Here is a 16,110-nt window from a genome sequence, read left to right as displayed (position 1 = left end):
TTTTTAGTGGCATTTTTTAAAACGAAAAACAATGCCGGCCAGGAAATAACGGTTAATCCACACTTAAGATTAAAATCCATAACTTGTTTATAATCAATTGTTTTCAAGTTTGATATAAAACAGCAGTATTAAATTTTCTGATTATAATAATATTGTTGTTAAATAAAATATCCAAGTCTTGAAATTACTGTTGATTTCCATGCATTATCCTTAAAAATCAACCTTGAAATTCTCTGCAATTCCGTATCTTTGAGAAAAATTTTTACAAAAATGATCGAGTGGAAAACCGCCAGGGAATACCAGGACATTACCTACAAAAAATGTAATGGTGTAGCGAGAATTGCGTTCAACAGACCGGAAATTCGCAACGCTTTCAGACCCAAAACAACTTCCGAATTATACGATGCTTTCTATGACGCTTCAGAAGATCCTTCCATAGGAGTAATCCTTCTTTCAGGAGAAGGGCCGAGCCCGAAAGACGGAGGCTGGGCATTCTGCAGCGGCGGAGACCAGAAAGCGAGAGGGCATCAGGGATATGTGGGTGAAGACGGCAGGCACCGTCTGAATATCCTCGAAGTTCAGCGTCTGATCCGTTTTATGCCGAAAGTGGTGATTGCAGTAGTCCCGGGATGGGCAGTAGGCGGAGGCCATTCCCTTCATGTGGTTTGCGATCTGACGCTGGCAAGTAAAGAACATGCGATCTTCAAGCAGACGGATGCGGATGTAACCAGTTTCGACGGCGGCTATGGCTCTGCCTACCTTGCCAAAATGGTGGGGCAGAAAAAAGCCCGTGAAATTTTCTTTTTAGGGAGAAACTATTCCGCGCAGGAAGCTCTGGATATGGGAATGGTAAATGCCGTAATTCCTCACGACGAACTGGAAGATACCGCTTACGAGTGGGCACAGGAAATCCTGGCCAAATCCCCGACCTCGATCAGGATGCTGAAATTTGCCATGAACCTTACCGATGACGGAATGGTGGGGCAGCAGGTTTTTGCAGGTGAGGCGACACGCCTGGCCTATATGACCGAAGAAGCACAGGAGGGAAGGAATGCATTCCTGGAAAAAAGAAAGCCGGACTTTGGAAAAGATCAGTGGATCTCTTAACATCAGTAATTGGTAATAATTAATCAGCAATACCGGCATTACTTATTACTCATTACCCATCACTTATAAAATTATGTCAGATTGGATAAAAGCCGCAAGGCTTAGAACATTGCCGCTTTCGTTAAGCGGGATCATCATGGGTTCATTCATCGCAAAATGGAGGCTGTACGGTGAAGGCGGAACCTGGGACTGGAAAATTTTTGCCCTGGCGCTTTTAGTGACCCTGCTGTATCAGGTGTTATCAAACTATGCCAATGATTACGGAGACGGGATAAAAGGCACCGATGCAAAAAGAGCTGTAGAGGCAGAATCAAGAGCCGTGGCGTCCGGAAAAATTACGGCTAAACAAATGAAAAGCGCGGTTATCCTTTTATCTATCTTGTCATTTGCGGCAACGGTTGCCCTTCTGTATGTTGCTTTTATCCCTGGATATATGAATGAATTTTATATTTTTATCGGGCTGGGAGTGGCAAGTATTCTGGCGGCAATCGGGTATACGGTAGGAAAAAAACCTTATGGATATATGGGGTTAGGTGATCTTTTCGTGTTTATTTTCTTCGGCCTGGTTTCAGTATGCGGAAGTTATTTTCTCTTCACAAAGACATTCAGCTGGGATATGCTGCTGCCGGGAACGGCCATCGGGATGATGAGCATGGCTGTCCTGAACCTGAATAACATGAGAGACATCGAAAGCGACCGTTTATCAGGGAAAAACAGCCTTGCCTTAAGGATCGGCTTTAAAAATGCCATGATCTACGAAATGGTCCTGTTGCAGCTTCCGTTGATTCTGATGCTCGTATTTTTCGGGGTTAACGGATTTTTCCAGACTCAGAATTACTATGTTTTTATCGTTATGATTTTACTTCTTCCGTTAATGAAACTGCGGAGACAGATTATGGCCGTAAAAAATCCGAGGGAACTTGATCCGTTCCTGAAACAGGTGGGTATCATGACTTTTGTAATGGCTGTTCTTACGGCTTTCGGGCTTAATTTTTTCAGTTAAATAAAAAATGGATAAAACGGATTAGTATTTTTTTAGTTATCCGATATTTCTTTTGTAAGTGCGGTTTCATTGTTTACAAAGAATGCTTAACAGCTTCAATGGATCCGCGCTTGACAGGGTATTTTATCCATTGTATTCGGAATTATAATAGGGCCGAATCTCATAACCACAGCCACTGTGTCTGTCATCAGAAAAAAAAATCTTATATATCTGTTTTAATATTCCGGATTATTACAATTACATTGTACTATTTTAATTTCGGAGAAACAAAAATTAATTAAAAAATAATAAATAAATTAAAATGAAAATACAATTCTTAGGACAAAACTGTTTTTTGTTTACGTACAAAGACACAACAATTTTAAGCGACCCTTTTTACAATTATAAAAAAGCGGAATCGGGTTTTGATATCACTGCTCAGAAAATTGATTACATTTTGCTGACTCATGCTCACGGAGACCATGTGGCAGATGTAGAAGAAGTTTTACAATTTCATCCTGAAGCTACTGTTATTGCTGTCCCTGAAATCTGCGGGTATTTTAAAAATGCAAAAAATACAGACGATGTGAACTTAGGAGGATCGGCAAAAATCGATGATCTTACCATTACCATGGTTCCGGCCCACCATACAAGTTCTTTCCCTGACGGAAGCTACGGAGGCGTTCCTGTAGGATATATTTTCAGGCTGCCTGGAGGTAAAAATTTTTACATGGCAGGTGATACCGGTATTATGGCAGATATGGAGCTGTTCCCGAAACTGTATGGCAATCTGGACCTTTCCATTCTTCCTGTTGGCAGCCATTATACCATGGGGCCTAAAGAAGCGGCTTTTGCAGCTGCAGAGCTTTTGAAAACCTCAAAAGTAATCGGATGTCATTTTGATACGTTTCCGGCAATTGAAATCAGCCATGAAGAAGCACAGAAGCATTTTGCAGATAAAAATGTAGAGCTTGTTTTACCTGCGCTGGGCGAAACATTTGAATTTTAAATAACAAATAAAGGAGAAGGTAATTTGAAAACTGAAATTAAAATGCTGAAGCATATAAAAACAAAAAAAGATAATCCTCAAATTACCTTACTTCAGTTTAAAACAAAAAAAATGGCAAGCTACCTAAATCACACCGCTACGACCAATTACCTTTGCTGCGTTCCCACCCTGGAGGGTTCTCAGGAGCTGGTTGTTTAGGACTTGCCGTTGCAAAGATAGGAATATTTTACAAACCTGAAAATATTATCAGAGAAAAACAGTCGAAAAAATGCAGTAACAGCGCTAAACAGCTGAAAGGTAACGGAATAAATTTTCAACTTTTTTCTAAAAAATTACATATGACAAAAAGTCCATTAACATTAGGAATTATACTTTTTATCGCTACAATGACCGTCTTTTTTGTAGTGTATTCTTTTTACTCGGGAATCGATTATTTCGATATATCGCTGAAAGCCAATGCTTTCGTATTACCTGTGCTGTATGCCGGTACTGCTTTCTGGTCTGTAAAATCATACTGGAACAGCCATCGGGTGGTCAGTTTTAAAGATGCATTCAAAAGAGCTTTTGTACCCATGTTCGTCGGAGGCATCCTTTCGGTTTTAAGCATGTATGCATACCTTAATTTTGTAGATACCGATTCAAAAAAACTGCTGAATTACCAGTATGTGACCCGCCAGAAATCAGAACTGGATAAAGAATATACGTCCGCAAGAAAAATTCTGAAACACCAGAAAGATATAGACGAACTGGACCAGAAATACAATGAAAGACTTCAAAGTTTTACCCCTGAAGCCGTTAAAGGAAAAGATATGCTTACTGTAAGTCATTTTTCAGGATATTTTGCGGCAATTCTTATATTTTACGTAGTTTTGTCTTTGTTTTTCGGAGCGTTTTTCAGAACGAGAACAGTCTATCAGGAAACAGAAAACCAAGAATAATTTTATCAAGATTAAATGAATTTATCCATAGTTATTCCGCTATTGAATGAAGAGGCTTCTCTGGAAGAGCTTTTTTTAAGGATCGATACCGTTTGCCAGGCCAGCAGCTTATCCTACGAAATCTGGTTTGTAGATGATGGCAGCACCGATCTTTCATGGAGTATTATTGAAAACCTGAAGGTGCAGCACCCTCAGATTCACGCTATTAAATTTTCTAAAAACTATGGGAAATCGCAGGCACTGCATGCCGCTTTTGAAAGAACGGAAGGCGATGTCATTATTACCATGGACGCGGATTTACAGGATTTTCCTGAAGAAATCCCTGAACTGTACAATATGGTGGTCCTTGAAAATTATGATATCGTCTCCGGCTGGAAAAAGAAGCGATTTGACAATGTCATGACGAAAAATGTCCCTTCGAAATTATTTAATGCCGCGGCAAGAAAAGTTTCAGGCGTTGAGCTTCACGATTTCAACTGCGGGTTGAAAGCTTATAAAAAACAGGTGGTGAAAACCATTGACGTCTATGGGGATATGCACCGGTACATTCCGGTTCTGGCAGCCAATGCAGGCTTCAGAAGGATCACGGAAAAAGAAGTGAAGCACCAGGCAAGACCTTACGGAACGTCTAAATTCGGTACGGAACGGTTTATCCGCGGTTTCCTGGATCTGGTAACCCTTTGGTTTGTAAGCCGCTTCGGCGGGCGGCCAATGCATTTCTTCGGTGCCGTGGGAACAATCATGTTTATCGTAGGTTTTCTTTCGGCGTTATGGCTGGGGCTTTCAAAACTGATTGATGTGGCCAGAGGAATTTACGGGCACCTGATTACCAATAATCCGTGGTTTTTTATCGCCTTAACCATGATGATTATGGGAACATTGCTTTTTATTGCAGGCTTCCTGGGGGAAATGATCATCAGGACCAACAGAGAGCACAAGAACTATAATATTGATGAAGTAATTTAAAATATTAGCTATGAAGATCAGAATTAAAAATTTTGGACCTATAAAAGAGGGACTTTTAGAAAATGACGGTTGGATTAAAATTTCTAAAAATACTATATTCATAGGTAATCAAGGATCAGGAAAAAGTACAATTGCTAAATTGGTATCAACCTTTATGTGGATCGAAAAAGCTTTAACCAGAGGAGATTTTGATGAAAAGTGGTTGACGCGAAAAAATAGATTTAAAAATCATTTTTTAACTTATCATAGATTAGAAAATTATTTTTGGATAGATAAAAAAACAACAATTGAATATATTGGAGATGCATATAGTTTTTATTATAAAGATGATAATTTTACGGTAGCTATAAATCTTAATGGTGATTATCGCTTGCCGCAAATAATGTATATTCCTTCTGAAAGAAATTTTATCTCTTATGTAAAAACCCCAAATGAATTAAAACTATCTTCAGATGCTTTAAATGAATTTCTTACAGAATTTAATAATGCAAAAAATGCTTTAAAGAATTCGATTGATTTTCCCATAAATAATTTGTCAATTGAATATGATAAATTAAATGATGTTGTAAATTTAAAAGGTTCTGATTATAAAGTTTTTTTAACTGAATCTTCTAGTGGTTTTCAATCTTCAATTCCACTTTTTTTAGTTACAAATTATTTAGCAAATTCTGTTGATTCCAAGGTTGGTCACAGAGAATCTATGAGCATTGAAGAACAGTTTAGATTTAGATTGAATGTTGATAAGATTTGGTCTGATAAAAATTTGACTGATGAACAAAAACGTATTACAATCTCTACATTATCAAGTAAGTTTAATAAAAATGTATTTTTTAATATTGTTGAAGAACCGGAGCAGAATTTGTTTCCATATTCACAATTTGAGATCATTAAAAATTTAGTATCAAACAATAATAAGATTCTTGGAAATAAATTAATTATTACGTCTCACAGTCCTTATTTAATGAGCTTTATAGGAATTATGATTGAGGGACATATATTATTTAATAAAGCTGTCAAAAGTAAAAATAATATTGTTGAAAAAAAATTGAAAGATATTTTATCTTCAGATTTATTTATTGATCCTTTTGAAATTTCTATTTATGAAATGAATGAAGAAAGTGGAACTTTAAGATTACTTCCTAATTTTGAAGGAATTCCGTCAGATAATAACTTTTTAAATATCGGATTAAAAAAAAGTAATGATCTTTTTGATAAATTATTAGAATTGGAAGAACAGTTATGATAAATTTTTTTGAAGAAAAATGCAAACAGATTCCAAAGAATAAAAGGAGTTTCGGATTAAATGATAATGAAGACGGAACTCCTGTATATATAATTGAAACCGATAAAGAGACCTGGCAGGCAGAAGTTATAAATGATAGAGGAAACAATGGGGAAGGTTATGATATTATATTTATAGCTATCGACAAGTGTGTTATTCATGATCATGAATTTAAAGGAAGAGGAAGATGTGAAGGAATGTTAATGACTGATAGACATTTATACTTAATAGAATTGAAAGATAAAAAAAGTTTAAATGCTGGTGAAATGCTTGGTCAGTTGGTAAGTACAATCAATTTTTTAAAAGAATTTCACCCTGAACAACTGAAGTTGTTTGTCCATAAAAAAGTATTTGGTTGTAATCATAAGAAGAAAGGAAAATTTGTAGTAATTGATAATGAATTTAAAAAATCCTTTCAACGTGAACATGGTTTTAGAATAGATATGCAAACTAATATAGTTGTAGTTTAAATAAATGAAAAAAATATTGTACACATTTCTTTTGATGACGGTAGTTTCCTGCGGGAAAGTTTCTCCTGAAGGAACCATCGAACGGAAAGATGTGGAAGTCCCGGAATTTGTAAATCTTGATCTGGAAGGGAAATTCCGTGTATTCTATGCGCGGGGAACCAAGAACTTTGTAGAGATAGAAACCTATCCTAACGTAGCAGATAATCTTGACGTTGATGTCAATGACAAAACACTTTCCATTAAAGAAAAGCGCGGCACAAAAGGGGTGGACTTTTATAACATAACGGTTTATTCAAAATACAACCTGGAAAAAATAGCCATTGCCGATTCTGTGGAAATGAATATTTCAAGTGAAATTAAGACGGATAATTTTAGGCTCAATCTGAAAAATTATGCTACATTTATGGGGTCAGTGAACACCAGGAGGGCAGAAGTTGAAATGCTGAACCGGAGCCGTGCCAACTTTTTGGGGCAAAGCAAAGACGTTTTGATTAAAATTTCCGATACGGCCAGCCTTATCGCTCCTTACTGGAAAATTGAAAACCTGAACATTGATTCTAAAAACGGGAATTATGCAGAAGTCAATGTGCTGGATTCATTGAAGGGGCATGTTCAGAATACCGCAAAATTTATCTATTACAATGACCCGATCCGGGCTTTTAAAATAGACAGGGATACGCGTGTTGAAAATAAGAAACTGGATTAAGATAGATAGATAGCTTTTAGGATACTTATCCGTTCTTTAGCTGAAGTGAGTGATACGTGTTTCTATAAATCAGGAAACAGAAATATATTTCAGAAAAAGATTTAAATCCAATATACAATGAAAGCTACAGTCTTATAAATCAGATTGCAGCATTCAGGAACCAAATAAAAGAATAATCACAACAGGAAGCTGGGAGTTAAAGCTGGAAGGCTTCCCGTCTCCCATTCCTTAACTTCCGGCCCAAGAATACAAGATACACCTATGACAACATTAGAAAAAGCAAAACTTTGGTTGCATGAATCATTTGATAACGAAACAAGAAGTGCGGTTCAACTTTTAATTGAAGGCAATTCACCGGACCTGGAGGACTCTTTTTACAGGGCACTGGAATTCGGAACCGGAGGAATGCGGGGAATAATGGGTGTCGGGACCAACCGTTTAAATAAATATACATTAGGTCAGGCTACCCAGGGACTTGCCAATTACATGATCAGGCAGTTTCCCAATGAACAAATAAAAGTAGCCATTGCATACGATGTCAGGAATAACTCGAGAGAATTCGGTAAACTGGTTGCCGATGTCTTAACGGCAAACGGGATCAAAGTCCTGCTGTTCAAAGACCACAGGCCTACGCCCGAATTGTCATTTACCGTAAGAGAAAAGCAGTGCCACGGAGGGATTGTCCTTACCGCATCACATAACCCGCCGGAATACAACGGATACAAAGTATACTGGAATGACGGAGCGCAGATTGTTCCGCCGCATGACGAAGCGATCATCAGTGAAGTACTTTCTGTAAAATTTGATGAAATTAAATTCAGCGGCAATGATAACCTGATCGAATGGATCGGGGAGCAGCAGGATGACGTGTACATTGATGCCTGTATCAAAAACTCTACCTATCAGAATGTGGGGAAGGAAAACCTGAATATCGTATTCACATCCATCCACGGAACCACCTATACCACCGTTCCTAAAGCATTGCAGAAAGCAGGATTCAAAAAAATAGACCTGGTAAAGGAACAGATGATCCCAAGCGGAAATTTCCCGACCGTAGATTCCCCGAACCCCGAAGAGCCGGCAGCACTGGAAATGGCGATGGACCTGGCAAAAATTACCAATGCCGATATCGTAATCGGGACTGATCCGGACGGTGACCGACTGGGGATCGCCGTAAGAAACCTGGATGGCGAAATGCAGCTGCTGAACGGGAACCAGTGCAATACAATCCTTACCTACTATATCCTGAACGAATGGAGAAAACAGGAAAGGATTACCGGTAGCGAATTTATCGGTTCTACGATTGTAACCTCTGATATTTTCTTTGATATTGCCCAGAAATTCGGAGTGCAGTGCAAGGCCGGATTGACAGGTTTCAAATGGATCGGCAAGATGATCCGCGAGGCGGAAGGAAAAGAACAGTTTGTCTGCGGCGGAGAAGAAAGCTTCGGATTTATGACCGGGGATTTCGTACGTGATAAAGACTCATGCGGAAGCATTGTACTGGCATGTGAAATTGCAGCATGGTGCAAAGCCAACGGAAGGACTATGTACCAGTATCTGATTGAGATTTACCAGGAAACCGGAATGTATTATGAAGGACTGGTCAACCTGGTAAGAAAAGGAAAAGACGGGGCAGAAGAGATTTTGAATATGATGAAGGACTTCCGCGAAAACCCTCCGAAACATCTGGCCGGTTCTCCGGTGGAAGAAGTGAAGGATTTCAAGGAACAGACCAATTTTGTGGTTTCAAAGAATGAAAGACTGGTAATGAATGACATTCCTAAATCAAATGTCCTGATCTATTATACGCAGGACGGCACAAAAGTTTGCGTAAGGCCTTCCGGGACAGAACCGAAAATCAAGTTCTATATTTCAGTAAAAGATTCTGTTGCTTCCGAATCAGACTTTAAAGACAAATTAGTCTCTTTGGAAGAGAAAATTAATCAGGTAAAAAACGACCTGAAATTAAATTAATAGCTTATAATTTATAACAGTAATAAAGTAACAATAAATAAAAGTAAAGTGAAAGTTTCAAAATTAGCGGCGAACCTGATTGGTTCTGAAATTGTAAAAATTGGTAACGAAGTAAATGATTTAAAGGCAAAAGGAGCAGAAATAGCAAACCTTACCATCGGTGATCTGAATTCTAATATTTATCCTATTCCTGCAAAGTTAAAGGAAGAGATTCAGAAAGCGTATCAGAATAATCTGACGAATTATCCGCCGGCTAACGGACTTTTATCTTTGAGAACAGAAGTGTCAAAAGACCTGAAAACAAGATGGAATTTAGAATATTCAGCCAATGATATTTTAATTACAGCCGGTTCAAGACCTCTGATCTATGCAGTTTATAAGACCATTGTAGACGAAGGCGATAAAGTGATTTATCCTGTCCCTTCATGGAATAACAACCATTACGCATACCTTACTTCTGCTGATGCTGTAGAAGTGAAAACAGCACCTGAAAATAATTTCCTTCCTACAGCTGATGATCTGAAGCCTCATTTATCAGGAGCCGTCCTGTTGGCACTCTGCTCACCGTTAAACCCTACCGGCACCATGTTTACCAAAGAACAGCTGTCAGAAATCTGTGAGCTGGTTATAGCAGAGAACAAACAGAGAAGCGAAGGTGAAAAGCCGTTGTACCTGATGTATGACCAGATTTATTCTAACCTTACTTTCGGGGCGGAACACGTAGATCCGGTATCGCTTTTTCCTGAAATGAAAGAATATACCGTTTATATCGACGGTATTTCAAAATGCCTTGCCGCAACAGGCGTTCGTGTTGGCTGGGGATTCGGTCCTGCCCATATCATGGATAAAATGAAAGCTTTACTGACACACGTTGGAGCATGGGCTCCTAAACCGGAACAGGAAGCAACGGCAAAATATTTTCAGAACCCTGATGATGTCAATACTTTTGTAGAAGATTTCAAAGGGAAACTGGAAGCCAGTTTAAAGGTTCTTCATGCCGGGATTCAGGATTTAAAAGGAAAAGGCTTTGCTGCAGACAGTATTGAACCGATGGGCGCACTTTACCTTACCATTAAATTGGATTATATCGGAAAAACAAAACCGGACGGTTCCCTTATTGAAAATTCTTCCGATCTTGTTTTCTATTTGATTAATGATGCCGGAGTAGCTCTGGTTCCTTTCTCTGCTTTCGGGGAAGAAAAATCCGAGCCGTGGTTCCGGGCTTCTGTAGGTGGCCTGGCAACTGAAGAAATTTCAGGAATGATGCCGAAGCTGGAAAAGGCTCTGAATGCCTTGAAATAAGACCCGTTATGAGATGCTTTAAAGAAATTATTTTTACAGTACTATTAAGCAGTACTATAATTTCTTGTAAAAAAGAAGATTACGTGCTTTATCCTATCGATAAAGCATGTGATTCTATTACTTTAAAGCAGACCTATCTTAACAATTATACGTTTTCCAGCAAATACGGGGTTTGTGATGCTAAAATCATCAAAGATAAAGACAGTGTAAAAGTTTTAGAACTGGATTTAGGGCCGGATAAAAAGGTCAATAAGCTGATTATCAAAAAAACAAGTATGCGATATATCCAGGACTGATCGATGGAAGTGAATTTATTGTCAAAAGGAAAGGAGATCCAATCGAACCAGTTTCAGATTCAAAATGGAGCCTGTTAAGAAACTGCAGTTCACAGTTCGAAAGGTTCAGAGGATTTGAATTTGATAAAAAGTCTCAGTTATTTAGGTTTGACGGGTTGCCGTTTTATAATTACGGATTCACCTATAAAACTAAAGATTCCATTAATTACAGGCTGTTTATTAAGATTATCAAGCCTTCTGCCTATGATAAATATAATTATGATCCGGATTTTGTTTCTATTGAACTTAAGCTTCTCGCCAGTAACATCATCAGAGCCAGGTTTCATGGCATGAAATTGAAAGGAAAGCCTGAAACGGCCTATTTTTACAAAGATTAATCTATTATATTCAACCTATGAAAATCATCGCAGTAATACCTGCCCGTTACGAAGCCATCCGTTTTCCGGCAAAGCTGATGCAGATGCTCGGAGAAAAAACCGTCATCTCGACAACTTATAAGAATGTTTTGGAAACAGGACTTTTTGATGAAGTTTTTGTCGCAACGGATTCGGAAATTATTTTTGATGAGATTGTGAGCAGCGGCGGCAAAGCGGTAATGACCGGCCGGCATGAAACGGGAAGCGACCGCATTGCGGAAGCCGTGCAGCATATCGACTGTGATATCGTGATCAATGTCCAGGGAGATGAGCCATTCCTTAAATTAGAACCGCTGAAACAGCTGATTGAAGTATTCCACAATGATGAAAATCAGGAAATTTCTTTAGCTTCATTAAAAATCAGGCTCACTGAAAAAGAAGAGATTGAAAACCCGAATAATGTAAAAGTGATTACGGACAATAACGGTTTTGCCCTTTATTTCAGCCGGTCTGTCATTCCTTTTCACAGGGAAGTTTCTTATCAGGCAAGCTATTTTAAGCACATCGGGGTATACGCTTTCAGAAAACATGCATTAATCCAGTTTTCAAAACTGGAGATGAAGCCTCTGGAAATTGCAGAAAAAATAGAATGCATCCGTTACCTGGAATACGGCATGAAAATCAAGATGATAGAAACCAATTTTATCGGGGTAGGGATCGATACGCCTGAAGACCTGGAAAAAGCAAGGAAATTACTTTCTGATTAACGCATACATCATGAATTAATAAAAGCTTATATTTGAAATTATAAATAAATTGAATGAAGAAATTACTGTTAGTTTTCGTCCTGGTATTTTCCCAATGGTCTTTTGCGCAGACTGCAAAGGAAATCATCGATAAAAATATAGAATTATCCGGAGGCTTAACCAATTGGAAGTTGTTGAATTCAGTAGTGCTTCAGGGGAAAGTTATTTTGGGGGTTAAAGATGAATATCCGATAAAAATCTACCAGCAGCGCCCGAATCTTACAAAAACAGTGATTACCATCAGCGGAAAAGATACGGCTATAGAAGGCTATGACGGATCCAAAGGCTATGCGATGAACTATGCCAACAACAAAGTCCAGGAGTATGCAGGATATGTTCCGGAAAGCTTTGATAACGATTTTATCGACTGGGAAAACAAAGGGTTTGAAGCGAAATACCTGGGAAAGGAAAAGATCGGAAGCATCTATTGTCACAAAGTTGAGCTGACAAAGAATGTCAACAAAAACATGTATTATTTCGATACCCGGACCTATATGCTGCTAAGGGAAATAAAAAAAGAAGAAACCCTGGATTATTCGGAATACAAAAAAGTGGGAAACCTTTCGATGCCTTTCAGGATAGAATCTTCCAGTACCAAAAAAGACGGAGATTACGTGATGATGATCAACAGGATTGACATCAATAAAGTATTTCCTGCGAATACGTTTAAATTCTAAATTAAATAAAAATAGTATGAAAAGATTATTTATAATGCTCCTTTCTTTTGTTGCATTCTTTAACAGCTGTGCACAGAAAAAAAGCGAAGCGTCTAAAGCTAAAACCAAAGAACTTATGGGGAAATCAATTTATGATTACAAGGTTCCGGCCCTGGAAGAAGGCAAGGAAATTAATTTTGCCGATTTTAAAGGAAAGAAAATCCTTATCGTCAACACTGCTTCAGAATGTGGCTTTACGCCGCAGTATGCCGATCTTGAAAAAGTAGCGCAGGAATATAAAGACAAACTGGTAGTCGTAGGATTTCCGGCAAACAATTTCGGAGGCCAGGAACCGGGGACCAATAAGGAAATCGGTGCATTCTGCCAGAAAAACTTTGGGGTAACATTTCCGCTGGCGGCAAAAGTTTCCGTTAAAGGAAGTGATACCGCTCCGATCTTTAAATACCTGACCGAAAAAGAACTGAACGGTGTGAAAAACTCGACCATCATGTGGAACTTCACTAAATTCCTGATTGATGAAAACGGAAAACTGATCGATTCTTTTGTAAGCTCAACAAAGCCTACTGATGAAGCCATCACTAAGTATCTGAAGTAAATTTTTCAGTCATAAAATTAATTAAAGCGGCTCCACTCAATATAATAATTTTAATATTAAACTGAGTGGAGCTGCTTTTTTTAGAATATATTTAAATCTGTTTTACAGTATTATTCGTCGCAGATTTTATTCTATTTTAAATTGCCGGATATAAAATCAATGGTAATAACTTAAGCGTTAATGCTGTTCATTGGTTTTCTCTGCAAAACCGAAAATATTGCCCAGCTCAATACTGGAATATCCGTTGCTTTTGATTTTAGATGAATTGATCATGGCTTTTGCCAGAACATCCGTTGGGAGGGGTTTCTGGCTTTCCAAAAGGCCTAATCTGTTGGCAAACTTCAAAATTCTTCCGCCCAATACTTCACCGGCCCGTTCAGAATCCTTTCTGTCCAGCATTCCCGGCCTGAAAATGGTGATTTTCTCAAAATGCAGTTCCTTGACCGCTTCTTCCAGCTCGCCTTTCATCTTGGAATAGAAAATTTTAGATTTCGGGTCTGCGCCATATGAAGAAACCAGAATATAATCATCCACATGATTCTCTTTCGCTGCTTTTGCAAATTCAAACTGGTAGTCAAAATCTGCTTTTCGCTGGGCTTCCTTGCTTCCTGCAGCTTTTAAGGTGGTTCCCAGGCAGGAAAATGCCACATCACCTTTTACTTTATGTTTCCATTCCTCAGGCTGATCAAAATTTACCACATGTACCTTCATTTTAGGATCCTGGATATTAACAGGCTTTCTTACAAAGATATCGACTTGTTCGAAGTCACGGTCACTGAGCAACTGTTTAACCAAATCTTTTCCTGTAGCGCCTGTAGCACCGATGACGAGAGCTTTCATACAATATTTTTTGTGTAATGATGTTTGTTTCTTAAAATTACTAAATTTGAAATTAATATCAGTCATCATTAATCACTTATCATCAATCTATGGATGCCAACGAAGTTCTAGACTACTGCCTTGCTAAAAAAGGAGTAACGGAAAGTTTTCCGTTTGACAATGAAACCCTTGTCCTGAAAGTGGGGACAAAAATGTTTTTGCTCATGTCACTGGAAAAGCAGCCATTGACAATTGCAGTAAAAACCAATCCGGAATGGAGCTCGGAGCTCAGAGAACAATATCCGCAGATTACAGGAGCTTATCATATGAATAAAACCCATTGGAATTCCGTTTCTTTAGATGGTCTGAAAAGAGAACTGCTTCTAAAAATAATCGATCATTCTTATGATCTGGTATTTAAATCTCTGACTAAAAAAGCAAAAGAAGAAATTGAGAATATTTAAAATTAAAATATTATATAAATAATTGGATATATTTCATAGATTACAGTTTATAAAAGGTTATAAGTATCTAATGTATAGATTATTAACATAATAAATTTATCAATAAAAAGTGATAATTGGTGTTGTAAATTTCATTTTTTATTTTTTTCTTTGAAGTGTTAAACTATTGCGCAGTAAGTTTGAATATAAATTTATTAGTAATCAAAAATTTTAGCACAATGAAAAATTTTAAAAAATTATCTCGAAAAGACCTCAACGAAGTTATAGGTGGAAAATTACCACAAGTTTGGATTGCAGAAACTAAATGTGGTATAACGGCTACAACGACTCAAGATTGGACTCCTGCAGAAGCAGATGCATGGCGCGATAGGGTGGAAGCAATTAATTGCCCGACACCGACATATTCTGGTGACGACAGTCAACATTTAGGCTAATTAATCTAAATTTAAGCACTTATAGTGAAAATTATTACACTATAAGTGCAATTTTATAATGAAAGCATCACTTACCTTATGCATTACAATAAAAAACTATTTCAGCTATTCATCATATTTTACAGTATTCTATCATATGCCCAATCATATAAGCAGGATTCTTTACGCGGTGAGTTCATCTACCAGTTAAAGGGTAAATTCGACACACGAACTGATGATAGATATGAAGAGCTTTATTCATTACAGATAGCCGATCATCGTTCATTTTATGCAAGTACTGTATCACTAAAAGGAGACTCGGTAATGGCGAATTCAGGAACTACGACCCATAATCCTGACGGAAGTATAACGCTTGGCTGGAAAAAAGGAGTAGAAATTCCAAAAACGAATTTTAACTTTACCATCATACAATCCAATGAAAATATACAATATTTCGACTATGCAGGAATGGCGTTACTCACTTATAAAGAACCGGTAATAAAGAATTGGAAATTGGTGGATGAAACAAAAATAATCAATACCATTACTTGTAAAAAAGCGGAAGTTAACTTTAAAGGCAGAAACTGGATCGCATGGTACTCGTCCAAAATCCCTTTTCCGTATGGTCCGATGAAATTCAGCGGATTACCCGGATTGATTATCAAAATAACAGATGATAAAGGAGATTATGATTTTGAACTGGTAAAATCCGTATCCAACTCTCAATTAAAGGGCAAAGTAATCAATATCAAGAAAACAAGATATACCGGAGCTATAGAAACGACGCAACTGAAACTGAAAGAAGCGGTAAAAAATGCGAATGCTAATTTTAATGCAAGCTATGGAACCACCATTATAAAAGGACAGGAAATAATAAGACAAAGAGAAAAACAAAGAGAAGAAAACCGGAAATACGCAAATCCGCTGGAGCTAGGTAATTAAATG

Annotated in this window: 19 protein-coding genes and 1 other RNA gene; 18 read left to right on the top strand and 2 right to left on the bottom strand. The window is 37.8% G+C overall.

Annotation, left to right across the window (positions count from 1 at the left end; translation table 11 throughout):
- The first annotated feature begins 270 nt into the window (after positions 1-270).
- From SD427_RS09965 to SD427_RS09955, 3 genes are all read left to right on the top strand, one after another.
- The gene (locus SD427_RS09965) at positions 271-1,107 is read left to right on the top strand and encodes a 1,4-dihydroxy-2-naphthoyl-CoA synthase (protein ID WP_320557644.1); all 837 of its coding nucleotides are present in this window, start codon (positions 271-273) and stop codon (positions 1,105-1,107) included.
- Between the two features lie 73 nt (positions 1,108-1,180).
- Complete coding sequence (gene menA, locus SD427_RS09960; RefSeq protein ID WP_320557643.1) at positions 1,181-2,110, top strand: 1,4-dihydroxy-2-naphthoate octaprenyltransferase; 930 nt, start codon at positions 1,181-1,183, stop codon at positions 2,108-2,110.
- A gap of 301 nt (positions 2,111-2,411) precedes the next feature.
- Entirely contained in the window at positions 2,412-3,098 is a 687-nt protein-coding gene (locus tag SD427_RS09955) for a metal-dependent hydrolase (RefSeq protein ID WP_320557642.1), read from the top strand.
- Positions 3,099-3,207: 109 nt separating this feature from the next.
- On the opposite strand, the gene ffs is transcribed toward SD427_RS09955, so the two are convergent.
- An RNA gene (gene ffs / locus SD427_RS09950) (signal recognition particle sRNA small type) lies at positions 3,208-3,305 on the bottom strand.
- Positions 3,306-3,436: 131 nt separating this feature from the next.
- Here ffs and SD427_RS09945 point away from each other — a divergent pair.
- From SD427_RS09945 to SD427_RS09890, 12 genes are all read left to right on the top strand, one after another.
- The gene (locus SD427_RS09945) at positions 3,437-4,036 is read left to right on the top strand and encodes a DUF4199 domain-containing protein (protein ID WP_320557641.1); all 600 of its coding nucleotides are present in this window, start codon (positions 3,437-3,439) and stop codon (positions 4,034-4,036) included.
- A gap of 15 nt (positions 4,037-4,051) precedes the next feature.
- On the top strand, positions 4,052-5,002 hold the full coding sequence (locus SD427_RS09940; protein WP_320557640.1) for a glycosyltransferase family 2 protein: 951 nt from the start codon (positions 4,052-4,054) through the stop codon (positions 5,000-5,002).
- Positions 5,003-5,012: 10 nt separating this feature from the next.
- Entirely contained in the window at positions 5,013-6,245 is a 1,233-nt protein-coding gene (locus SD427_RS09935) for an ATP-binding protein (RefSeq protein WP_320557639.1), read from the top strand.
- Positions 6,242-6,754 (top strand): hypothetical protein, encoded by a 513-nt coding sequence (locus SD427_RS09930; RefSeq protein ID WP_320557638.1) that lies wholly within the window; start codon positions 6,242-6,244, stop codon positions 6,752-6,754. Before SD427_RS09935 ends, SD427_RS09930 begins: the two co-directional genes overlap by 4 nt.
- Positions 6,755-6,758: 4 nt before the next feature.
- On the top strand, positions 6,759-7,460 hold the full coding sequence (locus SD427_RS09925; protein WP_320557637.1) for a GIN domain-containing protein: 702 nt from the start codon (positions 6,759-6,761) through the stop codon (positions 7,458-7,460).
- A 261-nt stretch (positions 7,461-7,721) separates the two neighbouring features.
- Entirely contained in the window at positions 7,722-9,437 is a 1,716-nt protein-coding gene (locus SD427_RS09920; protein ID WP_320557636.1) for a phospho-sugar mutase, read from the top strand.
- A 48-nt stretch (positions 9,438-9,485) separates the two neighbouring features.
- Complete coding sequence (locus tag SD427_RS09915) at positions 9,486-10,739, top strand: pyridoxal phosphate-dependent aminotransferase (RefSeq protein ID WP_320557635.1); 1,254 nt, start codon at positions 9,486-9,488, stop codon at positions 10,737-10,739.
- Between the two features lie 83 nt (positions 10,740-10,822).
- Positions 10,823-11,035 carry a hypothetical protein gene (locus SD427_RS09910; protein WP_320557634.1) on the top strand — a complete coding sequence of 71 codons (213 nt, stop codon included), beginning with the start codon at positions 10,823-10,825 and terminating at the stop codon, positions 11,033-11,035.
- A 155-nt stretch (positions 11,036-11,190) separates the two neighbouring features.
- Entirely contained in the window at positions 11,191-11,412 is a 222-nt protein-coding gene (locus tag SD427_RS09905; protein WP_320557633.1) for a hypothetical protein, read from the top strand.
- 17 nt (positions 11,413-11,429) lie between these two features.
- Positions 11,430-12,158 (top strand): 3-deoxy-manno-octulosonate cytidylyltransferase, encoded by a 729-nt coding sequence (gene kdsB / locus SD427_RS09900; RefSeq protein WP_320557632.1) that lies wholly within the window; start codon positions 11,430-11,432, stop codon positions 12,156-12,158.
- Between the two features lie 53 nt (positions 12,159-12,211).
- On the top strand, positions 12,212-12,874 hold the full coding sequence (locus tag SD427_RS09895; protein ID WP_320557631.1) for a histidine kinase: 663 nt from the start codon (positions 12,212-12,214) through the stop codon (positions 12,872-12,874).
- A 16-nt stretch (positions 12,875-12,890) separates the two neighbouring features.
- Positions 12,891-13,469, top strand: coding sequence for a glutathione peroxidase (locus SD427_RS09890; RefSeq protein ID WP_320557630.1), 579 nt, complete (start codon positions 12,891-12,893; stop codon positions 13,467-13,469).
- Positions 13,470-13,646: 177 nt separating this feature from the next.
- Here the strand turns inward: SD427_RS09890 and SD427_RS09885 are convergent, their stop codons facing one another.
- Positions 13,647-14,309: an NAD(P)H-binding protein gene (locus SD427_RS09885; protein ID WP_320557629.1), complete on the bottom strand. Its 663-nt coding sequence runs from the start codon at positions 14,307-14,309 to the stop codon at positions 13,647-13,649.
- Positions 14,310-14,398: 89 nt separating this feature from the next.
- On the opposite strand from SD427_RS09885, the gene SD427_RS09880 reads away from it, so the two are divergent.
- The 3 genes from SD427_RS09880 to SD427_RS09870 all read left to right on the top strand — a co-directional run bounded on the left by SD427_RS09880 (position 14,399) and on the right by SD427_RS09870 (position 16,107).
- Entirely contained in the window at positions 14,399-14,752 is a 354-nt protein-coding gene (locus SD427_RS09880; protein WP_320557628.1) for an MmcQ/YjbR family DNA-binding protein, read from the top strand.
- Positions 14,753-14,970: 218 nt separating this feature from the next.
- On the top strand, positions 14,971-15,186 hold the full coding sequence (locus SD427_RS09875) for a bacteriocin-like protein (protein WP_320557627.1): 216 nt from the start codon (positions 14,971-14,973) through the stop codon (positions 15,184-15,186).
- 78 nt (positions 15,187-15,264) lie between these two features.
- Positions 15,265-16,107, top strand: a complete 843-nt coding sequence (locus SD427_RS09870; RefSeq protein WP_320557626.1) for a GLPGLI family protein — start codon at positions 15,265-15,267, stop codon at positions 16,105-16,107.
- The last annotated feature ends 3 nt before the right edge of the window (positions 16,108-16,110 follow it).

Source organism: Chryseobacterium sp. JJR-5R, from assembly GCF_034047335.1.
Taxonomy (GTDB): Bacteria; Bacteroidota; Bacteroidia; order Flavobacteriales; family Weeksellaceae; genus Chryseobacterium.
This window is presented reverse-complemented; position numbering and strand designations above follow the sequence as displayed.

Excerpts from the sequence above, each read along its gene's own strand:
- SD427_RS09965 (WP_320557644.1), top strand. The coding sequence starts at position 271 with ATGATCGAGTGGAAAACCGCCAGGGAATACCAGGACATTACCTACAAA.
- menA (WP_320557643.1), top strand. The coding sequence starts at position 1,181 with ATGTCAGATTGGATAAAAGCCGCAAGGCTTAGAACATTGCCGCTTTCG.
- SD427_RS09955 (WP_320557642.1), top strand. The coding sequence starts at position 2,412 with ATGAAAATACAATTCTTAGGACAAAACTGTTTTTTGTTTACGTACAAA.
- SD427_RS09945 (WP_320557641.1), top strand. The coding sequence starts at position 3,437 with ATGACAAAAAGTCCATTAACATTAGGAATTATACTTTTTATCGCTACA.
- SD427_RS09940 (WP_320557640.1), top strand. The coding sequence starts at position 4,052 with ATGAATTTATCCATAGTTATTCCGCTATTGAATGAAGAGGCTTCTCTG.
- SD427_RS09935 (WP_320557639.1), top strand. The coding sequence starts at position 5,013 with ATGAAGATCAGAATTAAAAATTTTGGACCTATAAAAGAGGGACTTTTA.
- SD427_RS09930 (WP_320557638.1), top strand. The coding sequence starts at position 6,242 with ATGATAAATTTTTTTGAAGAAAAATGCAAACAGATTCCAAAGAATAAA.
- SD427_RS09925 (WP_320557637.1), top strand. The coding sequence starts at position 6,759 with ATGAAAAAAATATTGTACACATTTCTTTTGATGACGGTAGTTTCCTGC.
- SD427_RS09920 (WP_320557636.1), top strand. The coding sequence starts at position 7,722 with ATGACAACATTAGAAAAAGCAAAACTTTGGTTGCATGAATCATTTGAT.
- kdsB (WP_320557632.1), top strand. The coding sequence starts at position 11,430 with ATGAAAATCATCGCAGTAATACCTGCCCGTTACGAAGCCATCCGTTTT.
- SD427_RS09895 (WP_320557631.1), top strand. The coding sequence starts at position 12,212 with ATGAAGAAATTACTGTTAGTTTTCGTCCTGGTATTTTCCCAATGGTCT.
- SD427_RS09890 (WP_320557630.1), top strand. The coding sequence starts at position 12,891 with ATGAAAAGATTATTTATAATGCTCCTTTCTTTTGTTGCATTCTTTAAC.
- SD427_RS09885 (WP_320557629.1), bottom strand. The coding sequence starts at position 14,309 with ATGAAAGCTCTCGTCATCGGTGCTACAGGCGCTACAGGAAAAGATTTG.
- SD427_RS09880 (WP_320557628.1), top strand. The coding sequence starts at position 14,399 with ATGGATGCCAACGAAGTTCTAGACTACTGCCTTGCTAAAAAAGGAGTA.
- SD427_RS09875 (WP_320557627.1), top strand. The coding sequence starts at position 14,971 with ATGAAAAATTTTAAAAAATTATCTCGAAAAGACCTCAACGAAGTTATA.
- SD427_RS09870 (WP_320557626.1), top strand. The coding sequence starts at position 15,265 with ATGCATTACAATAAAAAACTATTTCAGCTATTCATCATATTTTACAGT.